Origin of the sequence: Flavobacterium cyclinae (genome assembly GCF_021172145.1) — a bacterium.
Taxonomy (GTDB): domain Bacteria; phylum Bacteroidota; class Bacteroidia; order Flavobacteriales; family Flavobacteriaceae; genus Flavobacterium; species Flavobacterium cyclinae.
In genome coordinates, this window is record NZ_CP089095.1 from 2195003 (window position 1) to 2210256 (window position 15254).

Below are 15254 nucleotides of genomic sequence, written 5' to 3' on the forward strand. Positions count from 1 at the left end.
AGATTACCGATAATTAAAAAAGGATAGCATTAAAACTATCCTTTCAATTATCGTATAATCATCAAATCTATTGCTGGTTGGTTGCTCCTCAGCAGAGCCAACTTCCTCTTCAATTTGATCTGGTCAAGATAATCATTCTAAAATGAAAAATCACCAACCATTTTTGACCACATTACCTTAAATGATAATATATTGACAAAAAAAAGTCCTGATAAAATCAGGACTTTCTTATATAATCTAAACTAATTAATTAGTCTTCTTTCTTAAATTCAGCCATTTTACGACCTTCTTTCTCACCAATTGCATCAGTCATAACTGGAGTTGCAACAAACAATGAAGAATAAGTACCTACTAAAATACCTACTAAAATTGCAAATACGAATCCTCTAATTGTTTCTCCACCAAAGATAAAGATAGCAATCAATACCACTAATGTAGTAGCCGAAGTATTAATCGTTCTACTTAAAGTAGTGTTTAACGCTTTATTTACTAATCCTTTAAAATCAGGAGATGAATTATAATCTAAGTATTCACGTACTCTGTCAAAAACAATTACAGTATCATTCAATGAATAACCAATTACCGTTAAAATTGCAGCAATAAATGCTTGGTCAATTTCCATGTTGAATGGTAAGAATGAATATGCAAAAGAGAAAATACCTAATACAATAATTACGTCATGAGCAACCGCAGCAACTGCACCAAAACCAAACTGCCATCTACGGAAACTAATCATTAAGTAAACGAAAACTACAAATAAAGATCCTAATACTGCCCATAATGAGTTTGTTTTAATATCTTTTGAAATCGTTCCTGTTACTTTTGCAGAAGATAAAATACCTATTTGCTTTCCTTCATATAAGTTTGCAAATTCTTCGTATTTTAAGTTAGCTGGAAGATGTTTCTTTAACCCTTCATATAATTTACGATTAACTTCTTCATCTACTCCTTCTCCTTCTTGATCTACTTTATATTTTGTAGTAATTTTTAACTGATTATTACTACCATAAATTTTAGCTTCAGCACTTTCAAAAACCGCTACTAAATCTGCAGTAACTTCTGGAGCAGAAACCGCTTTATCAAAACGAACTTGATAGGTTCTACCTCCCACGAAATCAACACCTTGATTTAATCCTTTAGTAGCTAAAGAAAAGATACTTAAAGCAACTAAAATTCCTGAAATTGCGTAAGCCATTTTCTTTTTCCCTAAGAAATCGATATTCAAGTTTTTGAACCAAGTTCTTGTTAATGAAGTTGAGTAAGCTAATTTTTCATTTTTACTTAAACTCCAATCTAAAAACATTCTTGTAATAAATACCGCTGTTACTACAGAAGTAAAAATACCTATTAATAATGTAGTTGCAAAACCTCTGATAGGTCCTGTTCCAAAAACTAATAATATAACAGCTGTAATTGCAGTTGTAACGTTAGCATCTACAATTGAAGACATGGCACCTTTCCAAGTGAAAGCATAATCTGTTGCTTCTTGAACTGATTTACCATTATCTAACTCTTCTTTTGCTCTTTCAAAGATAATAACGTTCGCATCAACTGCCATACCTATTGTTAACACAATACCAGCAATACCTGGTAATGTTAATACAGCACCAAAACTAGCTAATGTTCCAAAAATGAATAAGATATTTACTAATAACGCTAAGTTAGCATAGAAACCTGTTTTACCATAGTAAACAACCATCCATAAAAGTACTAGAGAGAACCCGATGATGAATGATAATAAACCATTATCAATAGCTTCCTGACCTAATGATGGCCCTACTACTTCTGACTGAACAATTTCAGCAGCAGCTGGTAATTTACCTGCTCTTAAAATATTAGCCAAGTCTTTTGTTTCTTCGATTGTAAAGTTTCCAGAAATTTCTGACTGACCTCCTGTTATAGCTCCTTTACTTACTCCTGGCGCAGAATACACAATGTTATCTAAAACAATTGCAATTGCATTTCCTTGTTGAGAAACAGCACCTGTAATTTGTTCCCATTTTCTTGCACCATTTCCATTCATTTGCATTGAAACTGCAGGCTTACCTAATTGATCAAAAGTATCTCTTGCATCAACAATTACTCCACCACTTAATGGCGCCACATTATCTCTTGTTCCTTTTAAAGCATATAACTCAGTAACATCTGGAGTTTTTGCATTTGTTTTTCCCCAAGCAAATTTTACATTAGCTAAATTAGCTGGTAATAAAGCTTTGATGTCATCTCTTTTGAAAAATGCATTAATAGCTGCAGTATCTTTAGTAGCAAAAGTTCCAACGTATGGAGCACCTTGCATTCCTGGAGCAATCATTTTTCCTAAGAATGGACTATTTTTAGCAGCTGTTGTATCTGCTTTATCAGTTAATAATGAATCGATACCCGATGTTTTAACTGGAGCTTCTTTAACAGCAACTTCAGTTTTCTTTAATGCATCTTCTACTGACATTAAATATTGACCTACATCTTCAATTTTATACGTTTCCCAGAACTCTAATTGAGCTGTACTTTGTAATAATTTTTTAATACGATCAACATCTTTAGCTCCTGGCAACTCAACTAAGATTCTACCAGAATTTCCTAACAATTGAATATTAGGTTGAGTAACTCCAAATTTATCAATACGCTCTCTTAATACTTTGAAAGCACTTTCTACTGATTCTTGAACTTTTTGTTTGATAATTGGCTCAACTTGTTTGTTAGTCATATCAAACTTAATAACATCATCTAAGTTTCTGTTTCCAAAAACATCAGCTGCTGCTAAATTTACGTTTGCAGCATTTGCTGCTTGAAAGAAAGCATCAATGTAATCTTGATTTCCTTGTTGATTTGTTTTTGCATCAGCAAGCGCTTGGTTGAATGCTTTATTTTTAGAATTATTTGCCAATCCTTTTAAAACATCTTTAACCGAAATTTGAAGAATAACGTTTAATCCTCCTTCTAAGTCAAGACCTTTGTTGATTTGTTGTTCTCTTACTTTGTTGTAAGTAAACCCTAAAACAGGATACACTTCTTCTTTCCCTATAGAATCTAAATAACGTAATTCCTTAGCTGTATCTCCTTTAGCAAAAGCTTTTGCATCAGAAACTACACTATTCGCTACGAAAGTAAAAGAAAGCTGGTAAACACATACCAAAGCAAAGATAATTGCGAAAAATTTAATAAGTCCTCTATTCTGCATTATTCAAAAATTTATTTATTCTATTTTATAAAAACGGACAAATATATAATTTACAATAGGATTTAGCAATTTTATTTTCAATTAATCTTTTGTTTTTAGTTATGTTTTCTTAAAAAAAAACTTTATCTCCTAAAAATGAATCACTTGTAACAAAATTCAGAATTACTTGTTCCTAAAAAATACTATCAAATTCTTTAAAATTAGACCAATATTCCAAAGCACTCTTTTAAAAAAGTCAGTAAAACAAAAAAAGCTGCCAATTACGGCAGCTTATCAATTTTATGTTTGTTGGTATATTATAATACTGATTTTAAATCTGCATTCATATTACGAACTGCATCTGCACTTTTCGCAAACAATGCTTTTTCAGCATCATTTAATTGTACATCAACAATTTTTTCAACACCATTTTTTCCGATAATACATGGTACACCCATACAAATATCTTCTTGTCCGTACTCACCTTCTAAGAATACTGAACATGGAATCATACGTTTTTGATCGTTTAAAATGCTATCAACTAAATATGCCACAGAAGCTCCTGGAGCATACCAAGCAGAAGTTCCTAATAAACCAGTTAAAGTTGCACCTCCTACCATAGTATCAGCAGCTACTTTATCTAACTCAGCTTGAGATAAGAAATTAGAAACTGGAACTCCATTGTACGAAGCCAATCTTGTTAATGGAATCATTGTTGTATCACCGTGACCTCCAATTACCATACCTTGAACATCATTAGCTGGTTTATCTAATGCTTTTGATAAGTAATATTTAAAACGTGAGCTATCTAAAGCACCACCCATTCCAATTACTCTATTTTTAGGTAATCCTGTTGCTTTTAATGTTAAATAAGTCATAGTATCCATTGGATTTGACACTACTACAATAATTGCATTTGGAGAATGCGTTAATACGTTATCAGCTACCGATTTAACGATACCTGCATTAATCCCGATTAACTCTTCGCGAGTCATCCCTGGTTTTCTTGGAATTCCAGATGTAATTACTACTACATCACTTCCTGCAGTTTTAGAATAATCACCAGTTGTTCCGCTTAATTGTGTGTTGAATACAGTTGTTGTAGCACATTGCATGATATCCATCGCTTTACCTTCGGCAAAACCTTCTTTGATATCAACTAATACTACTTCGCTTGCAATTCCTCTGTACGAAATAACATCTGCACATGTTGCACCTACGTTACCCGCACCAACTATTGTTACTTTCATTTTGTTGTGTATATTAAATATTTATAAAATTAAAATTGATATTGTACTCCAATATTTCCGTTTACAAATTTACCAAAAGCAATTGAACTTTGCACATAAAATTTGCTTATTTGATATCTACCTGAAATTTCTCCCATAGCATTCCATTTCGTTTCCTCTAGCTGAGGAATTAGTTGATTTATTGGGTCTACAAAAAGTGATGGTTCTGAACTATCACTATATACTTTGAAATTAAAATCACTAACATTTGTTATAAAACTTCCGATTATCTCAAAATCTTTAATTTCCTTTGAAACAGCAAATTGAAAATGGAAAGTATTAATTTTACTACTAAAACTATCGAGTCCTAAATTCCCAAATGTTGCCGTTTGTACATCTAAAAAATCAAAACGGATTTCCTCATTTGAGTAAACGGTAAGAAATGAAATATTGATTTTCTTTTCTTCTAATTTTTTAAAATACTGACTAAAGTTATGTTTTAATCCAAAGCCATAAACCTGATAATCTCCTTTTTTAAGTTTTGTACGAGTAGAATACCTTCCTACTACTTCAAAACCATAAGGTAATCCTAAACTTGCTTGCAAATAAGGATACACCACAACTTCTTGATTTATTCCTTCAGGAGTTTTAAATCGCACTTGTTGACCATCTAAGTCACCTACTAAATAAATTTGATTATCATTTCCTAAGGTAGTTGGAACCACAGCTGTTTCTGCATTTTCAATTTGAAAAAACTGAAAATCGCTATTACTTATTTTAAATTCTCTATCTTTTTTAGGGACGAAGAATGTATTTACATGTATCCCTAAATCAAATTTCCATTTTTCTTTCTTTTTTGCTGAATTCATCCAAGAAGAGGAAGCTTGATAAACCGCTGCATCCGTAGCTGGAGTTATGTATTGATCAGAATAGAAAAGGGCATCTGTTAACAGATACCCTATTTGTTCATTTACAGTTTGCGCCTTACTTTTTTGAGTAAAAAAGAAAGCTACAACTAATCCTATTGCAATTACCGAATTACGCATCAATTTTAGCGTAAGCCGCATTTTTCTCAATAAACTCTCTACGTGGCGGAACTTCATCCCCCATCAACATAGAGAAGATTCTATCTGCTTCAGACAAGCTATCAATAGTTACTTGACGTAGCGTTCTAAAATCAGGGTTCATGGTAGTTTCCCATAATTGTTCTGCATTCATCTCTCCAAGACCTTTGTAACGTTGAACAGCAGCACTTCCACCCATTCTTTCATTAGCTAAATCACGTTGATCATCGTTCCAAGCATATTCTTTTTTATTTCCTTTTTTCACCATATATAAAGGAGGAGTTGCAATATAAACGTGACCGTTTTCAATTAACTCTTTCATATATCTAAAGAAGAACGTTAAAATCAACGTTGCAATGTGAGAACCATCGACATCGGCATCACACATGATGACTACTTTATGATATCTTAATTTTGACAAATTCAGTGCTTTGCTATCTTCCTCTGTTCCTACAGTTACCCCAAGAGCAGTGAAAATATTACGAATTTCTTCGTTTTCAAACACTTTATGTTGCATTGCTTTTTCAACATTCAAAATCTTTCCACGTAATGGTAAAATAGCTTGAAATGCTCTATCACGACCTTGTTTTGCGGTTCCACCTGCCGAATCTCCCTCAACAAGGAAAATTTCACATCTTGCTGGATCTTGTTCAGAACAATCTGATAATTTACCAGGCAAACCTCCACCGCCCATAACGGTTTTACGTTGAACCATTTCACGCGCTTTTTTAGCGGCATGACGTGCTTGTGCTGCTAAAATTACTTTTTGAACAATAATTTTGGCATCATTTGGATTTTCTTCCAAATAATTTTCAAGCATTTCAGCTACTGCTTGTGAAACTGGAGAAACTACTTCTCTATTTCCAAGTTTGGTTTTCGTTTGACCTTCAAATTGAGGTTCGGCAACTTTTACAGAAATAATTGCTGTTAAACCTTCACGGAAGTCGTCACCCGAAATTTCGAATTTCAATTTGTCTAACAATCCAGAAGCATCTGCATATTTTTTCAACGTACGTGTTAATCCCATACGGAAACCTTGCAAGTGCGTTCCTCCTTCGTGTGTATTGATATTATTTACGTAAGAAAAAATATTCTCAGTATAACTTTCGTTATAAATCAAAGCTACCTCAACTGGAATTTCACCTTTTTCGTTTTCCATTGAAATTACATGACCAATAATTGGCACACGGTTTCCATCTAAAAACTTAACGAATTCTTTTAAACCTTCTTTTGAATGGAACGTTTCAGTTCTTGGTTGTCCTTTATCATCAATATCACGTTTATCTGTTAACGTAATAGTAATTCCTTTATTTAAGAAAGAAAGTTCACGTAAACGAGCCGCTAAGGTATCATAAGAATACTCTAAAGTTTGAGTGAAAATTGTTCCATCAGGTTTAAAAGTAACGATTGTTCCTCGCTTATCTGTAGTTCCAATTTGCTTTACAGGATAAAGTGCTTTACCTCTTTCGTATTCTTGTTCGTAGATTTTACCTTCTCTATGAACAGTAGCTCTTAAATGATCAGAAAGTGCGTTAACACAAGACACCCCAACACCGTGAAGACCTCCAGAAACTTTATACGAATCTTTGTCAAACTTACCTCCAGCTCCAATTTTTGTCATTACAACTTCAAGAGCTGAAACACCTTCTTTTTTGTGAATATCAACAGGAATTCCACGTCCGTTATCTTCAACAGAAATAGAATTATCTTCATTAATTGCTACATAAATGGTATCACAATGTCCAGCTAAAGCCTCATCAATTGAGTTATCAACAACTTCATATACCAAATGATGTAAACCTCTTACTCCAGTATCTCCAATATACATGGAAGGACGCATTCTTACGTGCTCCATTCCCTCTAACGCCTGAATACTGTCTGCCGAATAATTGTTTTTCTTAACTTCTTCGCTCATATTAAATTTACTCTTAAAATATTCGATTTTTATAAAACAGACAAATATAACCATTCTTATAAAAAATCCCTCAAAAAGTAGTCTAAAAACAGATTAAGTTATTAACATTTGTTAAAAAAAGAAAGCGTCAGCAAAAATCTACTGACGCCATTCTAACAACAAACCTAATAACAATACTAAACCATTTCTTTTTCAATTGCTATTGACACATCGGCTTTAACATGAGCTGCATTTGCTCTTCCGCTTGGATCTTGATTTTCTTGCCATTTTGGAATCCATTTACGAACCGTTTGTGCAGCACTTTCTTGTGGAAAATGCTTATGAAATATTCTTCTGTAATAAAACGCCTCTTTTGTTAATGGCGTATTATATGGAAATAATTGTTTTGCTTTTTCAAACTCTTCATCTGTTACTTGACTCGAACAATAATCAATTAAAGTGTCTATCCAATTATATCCAACACCATCAGAAAATTGTTCTTTTTGACGCCATAAAATCTCTTCTGGCAAATATGGTTTTTCTGGAGTATCAAATGCTTTTCTTAAAATATATTTTTCAATACCGTCATAAGTCTTAGGCATTTTCTCTTCAGGTTGCAATTTAATTGCCAATTCTAAAAATGCTTTATCTAAAAACGGAACGCGAGCCTCTAGACCGTGCGCCATGGTTGATTTATCGGCACGAAGTAAATCGGCTGTAAATAACTTTTGGACACGCTCGATAGTTTCTTTTTGGAAATCTAATACCGATGGTGCATTTCGGAAATACAAATAACCTCCAAAAATTTCATCAGCTCCCTCTCCTGACAATACCATTTTAATTCCTTTTTCGGTAATTGCTTTTGATAAGAAATACATGGGTGTACTCGCACGAATTGACGTAACATCGTAAGTTTCCAAATGCCAAATTAATTTATCTAAAATCTCAATCCCTTGTTCGACTGTAAAATGAATTTCGTGATGTGTAGTTCCTATGAAATCTGCTACTTTTTTTGCAGCCACTAAATCTGGAGCCGAAGCATCTAATCCAATTGAAAAGGAATGAAGTTCTTGTCCGCTTTCTTCCAACAATCTTGATGTCATAGAAGCAATTAACGACGAATCTAATCCGCCAGAAAGCAACACCCCAAAAGGTACATCACACATTAGACGTTTTTCTACAGCTTGCGTTAAAGTTTTATTTAATGCTTGTAAATCTAATTTCTCAACTGCTTTTTCGTGTGCTTCCCATTCTGGTTTATAATACTTTACAAATCCTGTTTTTTCGGTATAATAATGTCCTGGTGGAAAAGTAGAAAACGTTTTACATTGATCAGAAAGTGCTTTCATTTCTGAAGCAAAATATAAGCGACCTCTTTCATCAATTCCGTAATACAATGGTTTTACTCCAAGCGGATCACGCGCTACGATATAATCATCTCCATCGATTACAACGAAAGCAAAAATTCCGTCTAATTTATCACAAAAATCGTAACCAAATTCTTCATACAAATGCACTATAACTTCAGAATCAGATGTTGTTCTGAACGTATGATGTTTTAAAGTGGTTTCTCTTAATATTTTATGATTGTATATTTCGCCATTATGCACCATCCAAGCGGAATTTGTTCCTTGTATCGGTTGTTTTCCTGTATGTAAATCTACAATTGATAAACGCTCATGAGCCAAGATATGCCCTTTTTCCATAATATGAATATCACTTTCATCTGGTCCACGATGACTCATTCTTTTAGACAATTGTTGCACTAATGTTGCATCTTTTCCTTTTCCTATAATGGCTAATATTCCACACATAACTTTTTAGTTTAAATATTTAAGAATGTAAAAGTTTTGATACTTTTAATTTGATAAAGCAAAATTGAATATATAAGTTTAAATAATAAACCTTATATTTAATTTTAGTTATAATTTTAAACTAAAAATTGATTTTTTAATTATATTGTAAATCAGAAAGTCTGTTTTAACTTTGTTTTGATTACAAATCATAAAAAAACCACTCGAGAGAGTGGCGTTTGTTTTATGTGATGGATTTAATTTGGAATCGATTTTTGTTGATTTCAACCTCATCTCCGAGGTTTTTTCCAATTAACTGACTTCCCAGTGGCGATTGTGGTGATACGGCAATTATCATTTTATTTTCAATTTGGATTTTTGGTAAAGCGGCACTGATATAAAATAGCATTTCATTAGTTTGAACTAAACTTCCAAGAGCAATTTTGGTATGAATAGAATCGGTATCAATTTTATCAACGATATTCTTTTGACTGATGATTTCTGAAAGTTTTTGATTGAGTTTTTCTTGCTCCAAATGCATCATTGACAATGCAGTTTCGTGCTTATCGCCAGCCGAACCTTTTGCATCGTTTTGTGAATCTTGAGCCAAATCGGAAATCATGAAACGTAATTCGTTTATTTTCTCCGATAATAGTTTTTGATAGTGAGACTTTATTTTTTGTTTGAATGTCATGGTTTAACCGCTAAGGACGCTAAGAAGGCGCTAAGAACGCAAGGATTATTGTTTTTCTTCTATTCTTTCCAATTTAATTAACTTACTTTCATTATTTATAAAAGTAATAGTATCCGATGTATAATTTTCTTTTGAAAAAATAAGAGTCATTTCTTTATCACCAAAAGCAAATCCTGATATTTCATGAAATTGAAAATATCCTTGATTATCGGAAAATCCTAAAGCATCAAACTTATTAATTTCTTTTATCTGAACATTAGCTATTGGTTTATGAGTTTCAGAATCAACAATTATTCCATCAATAGCTTGAAACCCGTCACAAGAAACAAAAACAAAAAATGAAGCCGACAAAATTATTAATTTAAAGTATATTTTCATTGTTTATGATAGTTTACCACAAAGGGCACTAAGTACACAAAAAACCTTAGTGAACCTTGTGTAAACTTTTGTGAGCTTTGTGGTTAAGTATTTTAGAAATCAAACTTATAATTCGCACCTAACAACACTTGAATTCCTTGTACTGGGAAATTTGCCCAACGGTTGTATTGTTGGTTCGCTAAATTGTTTCCTTTTAAGAAAGCTGTTAATCTTGCGTTGTATTTAAAACCTACATGCGCATTTAAATCAAAATAACTATCTAATGTAACTTCTTGTTGAGAAAAAGTTGGTGGAAACACTAAAACATCATCTTGTATCGTTACGATATCTTTTCTTTCCCCTACAAAAAATACATTGGCTCCTGCGTACCATTTTTCGGTAATATCAAAATCTAAAGTAGCACCAATTTTTAATTGTGGTAAATTCCATGCTTCTGCTTGAGTATCTGTAGAAAAAGTATTAAAAGTTCCATTAATTCCGAAAGTAATATTTTTAGAGAAATCGGCTTTTAGTTCGCCAAACATACTTAAAGTGGTAACATTGTCATAGACTACTCCAAAAGAATTTCCGAAAGCATACCCTTCTGTATTTCCATTTGCTGGATTGTATTCATTACTTACAAAAAGTGCTTTGTCATCTTGATTTAAATAAGAAGCACGAACATTAAAAGCAACTGAATTTGCTAGTTTACCTTTCATTCCAAAATAAATATCATACTTATTATCTGTTGGAGCTACAAATAATGTAGGGGAAACAAAAGTATTTTGATCTACAAAATCAGCATACGAATTTTGTTGCAAATCTCCTTCAGCACCAGCATAGGCTACTAATATATCTCCAACAATTTTATAAGACGCTTTTACATTTGGATACACAAATATTTTACCATCACTCTCGCCATTAATTTTAGCTGTAGCGTAATAAACTCCAGCTCCAATTTGTACCGACAAATCATCTTGTTGGTATAAAATACTTGGTTTTGTTCCGGCAATGATTGTGCTGTATTGTAACTCTGAATTTACATCATACATTCTATCAAATGAACCACCAACATAATCCAAAACAAAATCAGCTTTAATTTTTTGATTCATTACATCAAAATCGAAATTCGGTTTGATGAAAAAACGATTTTCACCTGAACCTAATCCATCTGAAAAACGTTTAAATTGCATGCTTGCATCATTAAAAAATCCGTCTTTCAAGCTCATTTTTCCTCCTATAGCAATCGTATTATACGTTTGTTTAGAATAGATTGAAGCAATTGTTGGGTCATCAAAAAGGATGGCATCTGTTGGTAAACCATACCAATTATAAATTTGGTTTTTCACACCTAAATCTACGTTCCAACTCATATCACGTTCACGTACACCATAAGTAACATCTAAACTGGTGTTGTAAAATTTATCATCTAACACTAAATCATTAATTCCTCCTTGTGAAGATAAATGACGTAACATTCCACCAACATAATTACTTCGACTTAAATTTTGAGTGATGAATAATTCTGCGTTGATTGTAGGATAATTTCCAAATCCTAAGGTAGCGTAATTGTTATACAATTTTTCTTTTTCGGTTTTATCAACACCAGCTGCTTTTCCTTTTGCAGGTGTGAATGTCGACGCTACTGGAAACGAAAAAATATTGTATTGAATTACTTCTTTTTTCTGATTGTCTTCATCATCTAAAAGAGGGGTTTCTTTTACTTTGAAAGCATCTGAGATTGTTGGTGTATATGGTTTTACAATATTAACCACTTCTGAACCAATGTTTTCATCCTTTACTTGAGAAAATGAAATTTGAATTCCGAATACAACTAAAACTAAGGCGATTATATTTAATTTCTTCATGTTCTTTATTTTAAACGAGATTTTGAAACAATCCCGAAACTTCGGGACAGTTTGACAATGAAATAACATTATTAATTAGTGATTGATGAATTACGTTTTGCTTCTTCTCCCTTGATGAAATCCAATTCTTTTTGAGCTTCTTCAATCACATCTGTATATTCTTGGAAGTTTTCAATTACACTTTCTAAAATGTAAGTGGCTTGAAAACTATCTTTTAAAGCAAAGAAATTTTTAGCCATAACTACTAAACTTTTTGCTCCATAATATTTATAACCAGAATAATCTTTCGCAATTTTTTGAACTACATCATTTGAAGGTTCGTATTTGCCTTCTTTATTTTTAAAATACGCATCGTAATACAAAGCTTCTGCTGCCAATTCACCTTTTGCAATTTTTTGAAGTTTTGCATATGCTTCTTTGGCTTTTACTTCATCATTTGTTTTGATTGCTGAACGCGCTACAATAATTTGGGCATCGCTTTTAATTCGATCATCAATTTTATCATTTTTCAATACTTTATCAGCATAAACAACAGCATTTGTAAAATCTTGTTTTTCGTAATACGATTTCATCAAATTTGACTGTGCATATGTAGTATTTTGAGGAAACTCTGCCTCTGCTTCTAAACGCAACAACACTGGAATAGCATTCTCATAATTTTTAGCTTTCAAATGTACTTGACACAATCGTGCTAAAGCTTGCTCTGTAAATTCGTTTCTTGGTTTAGCAACTACAAATTCATAATGTTTAATAGAGTTTTCTTCTAAGTTGTCTGCGAAATACAATTGTGCTAAATAGAAATTTGCTTTCAATGCATGTAATCCGTTTGGAAATTTACTTACATAACTTGAGAATCCAGAAATAGCTTGTTTAGTATTGTTTTGCAAATATTGTCTTTCGGCTGATTCATAAGTATCATTATCTAAATCAGCATCTGAAACTTCTACAAATGATAAAGTCTTTACCCAAGACGCATATTCATCCACTTTGCCTTTGTCTACATAAATTAATCGAGCTGTTGAAACGGCTTCAATAGATTCTGGCGAATTAGGAAATTCAGCAACTACTTTCTTGAATTTTGTTAATGCTAAATCTTCTTTGTTTGAATTGTAGTAAATTAAGCCTTGTTTCAAAATTGCTTTTGCCACATACGAACTCGATTTATAACCGCTGATTAATCTATCATAAGTTGCAATTCCTTTATCATTTTGGCTTTGATTCACATACGTATTTCCCAATTCATACAATGCATCATCCGCATATTGTGAATTTGGGAATGTTTTAGAGAATTTCTCTAAATCTTCAATTTTACGGTCAGGACGATTTACAAAACCGTAACTAATACCTTTTTGAAAGGCAGCATAATCGGCATCAACACTCTTCATATCGATAGCTTTATTATAAGCATCCATTGCAGGCCAATATTTAGCTTCCATAAAATTACAATCACCTAAACGCAAATAAGCATCGGTTAATCTAATTTTATCTTCTTTAATTTCCTTTGTAAATGCATCAAAATATTGAATTGCATTACCGTATTCTTTTAATTTAAAATAGGAATAAGCCAAATTATAATTAGCATTCTTAAATTCAGGCGTGTTTGAAGCTTCAGATGAATTTAAAAATTGCTTGAAACTCAACTTTGCTTCTTCAAATTGGTCTAAATTATACTCTGTTTCAGCTTTCCAAAAAATAGCTCGAGCAGTAAATTTTGCATCTCTATTTTCAGCTAATGATTTTTTAAATAAAGTATATGCTCCCTGATAATCACCATCGGTATATAATTCTAAACCTCTGTAAAAGGTTACTTTTTGATAGGCCAATTTGTTTTCGGCAGATCTGTTTTTTTCTAATAAAACTAACGCTTCTTTGTAGTTTTTAGAAGTAATATACGAACTGATTAACAAGGTATTGATTTCAGCCTTATAAGAAGTAGTTGGATATTTGTCTAAATATGCATTCATTACTTCTGGAACCGATTTGTATGGATTTCCGATTTCGTAACTCAATTTCGCATAATTCAAATAGGCATCTTCTTGAATTTTTAAATCAAATTCCATTTCAGAAGCCGTTTTGAATGCATTTAAGGCTTGTTGTTTTTTGTTAGTATTCAAATAACTTTCTGCTAAATGATAGTACGCATTTTGTGCAACAGCATCATTTCCTTCAATGATTTTATTGAATTGCGAAATCGCGTTTTCGTAGTCTTTTTGTTGGTAATAAGTATATCCTAATTGATAAAAATCGGTATTGTTCCACTTTCCTTTTTTTCCATTGTAGGCCAAAAGATACGGTAGAGCTTTATCATATTGTTTCAAGTTAAAATAACTTTCACCTATAATTTTTGACAATTCACTTTTTTCTTCCCCTTTGGATTTTGGTAATTGTTCTAAACCTAAATCAATAGCTTTTTGGAAATTCCCAAGTTTAAAATTCATGTCCGCTTGAAAATAACCCATTTTTTCTTTGTACTTGTCTTGATCAGAAACTTGTTCAAAATATTGATTTGCACTTTTATAATCGTCAGTCTCGTAAGACATGTACCCCAAATAATATTTCGCTTGACTTCCAAAAGTCTTAGAATTTACAACTTGATTAAAATATTTTGTTGCTTCTTTGGTTTTTTTAGCTGTAAAATAAGCGTATCCTTTTTGGAAATTGTATTTTTCTCTTTCGGCTTGTGACATATTATTAGAATCGGCTTTATCAAACCATTCTAATGATTTTGGATAATTTCCTTCTTCAAAATAATAATGAGCCACTTCTATATACGCTTGGTTTGTTTTAGTACTTGTTGGATAATTCTCAACAAACCTTTCCACTAACACATCAGCCCCCATTTGATTTAAACGAATAGCACAATTAGCAATATAGTAAACACAATCCGATTCAACTTCCATATTGTCGGTTTTCGATTTTACTTTATCGAATAAAATTTGTGCTGCTTGATATTGCTTATCTTTATATAATTCGACTGCTCGATTAAATTCTGTTAATTCGTGAGTATAAACAGAGGATTGTTGGGCTAAAAGTGTTCCCGAAAAAACTAAAATAAAAAAAGAAAGTTTTAAATACTTGATCATAAGATTCGCTATTTATAAGTTCCAAATATAAGGCTTATTAAAAGTATTAACGAAGGTTCTTAACATATTATTGTACTTTTTTTGAACATAGTTTTTAACCAAAAACAATAATTTT

Annotated in this window: 9 protein-coding genes; all 9 read right to left on the reverse strand. The window is 32.1% G+C overall.

Features of this window, described 5'->3' with window-relative positions:
- Window positions 1-250: 250 nt before the first annotated feature.
- Complete coding sequence (secDF, locus tag LOS86_RS10240; RefSeq protein WP_231842009.1) at window positions 251-3178, reverse strand: protein translocase subunit SecDF; 2928 nt, start codon at window positions 3176-3178, stop codon at window positions 251-253.
- A gap of 296 nt (window positions 3179-3474) precedes the next feature.
- On the reverse strand, window positions 3475-4407 hold the full coding sequence (gene mdh / locus LOS86_RS10245) for a malate dehydrogenase (protein ID WP_231842010.1): 933 nt from the start codon (window positions 4405-4407) through the stop codon (window positions 3475-3477).
- A 29-nt stretch (window positions 4408-4436) separates the two neighbouring features.
- Window positions 4437-5432: a DUF6588 family protein gene (locus tag LOS86_RS10250; protein WP_231842011.1), complete on the reverse strand. Its 996-nt coding sequence runs from the start codon at window positions 5430-5432 to the stop codon at window positions 4437-4439.
- Window positions 5425-7365 (reverse strand): DNA topoisomerase (ATP-hydrolyzing) subunit B, encoded by a 1941-nt coding sequence (gene gyrB / locus LOS86_RS10255; RefSeq protein ID WP_231842012.1) that lies wholly within the window; start codon window positions 7363-7365, stop codon window positions 5425-5427. The genes LOS86_RS10250 and gyrB overlap by 8 nt, the downstream gene beginning before the upstream one ends.
- 176 nt (window positions 7366-7541) lie before the next feature.
- Entirely contained in the window at window positions 7542-9158 is a 1617-nt protein-coding gene (gene asnB / locus LOS86_RS10260) for an asparagine synthase B (protein WP_231842013.1), read from the reverse strand.
- A 223-nt stretch (window positions 9159-9381) separates the two neighbouring features.
- Entirely contained in the window at window positions 9382-9831 is a 450-nt protein-coding gene (locus LOS86_RS10265; protein ID WP_231842014.1) for a hypothetical protein, read from the reverse strand.
- A gap of 45 nt (window positions 9832-9876) precedes the next feature.
- On the reverse strand, window positions 9877-10209 hold the full coding sequence (locus LOS86_RS10270; protein WP_231842015.1) for a hypothetical protein: 333 nt from the start codon (window positions 10207-10209) through the stop codon (window positions 9877-9879).
- A gap of 92 nt (window positions 10210-10301) precedes the next feature.
- Window positions 10302-12056 (reverse strand): porin family protein, encoded by a 1755-nt coding sequence (locus LOS86_RS10275; RefSeq protein WP_231842016.1) that lies wholly within the window; start codon window positions 12054-12056, stop codon window positions 10302-10304.
- 71 nt (window positions 12057-12127) lie between these two features.
- The gene (locus LOS86_RS10280; RefSeq protein ID WP_231842017.1) at window positions 12128-15139 is read right to left on the reverse strand and encodes a tetratricopeptide repeat protein; all 3012 of its coding nucleotides are present in this window, start codon (window positions 15137-15139) and stop codon (window positions 12128-12130) included.
- Between the last annotated feature and the right edge of the window lie 115 nt (window positions 15140-15254).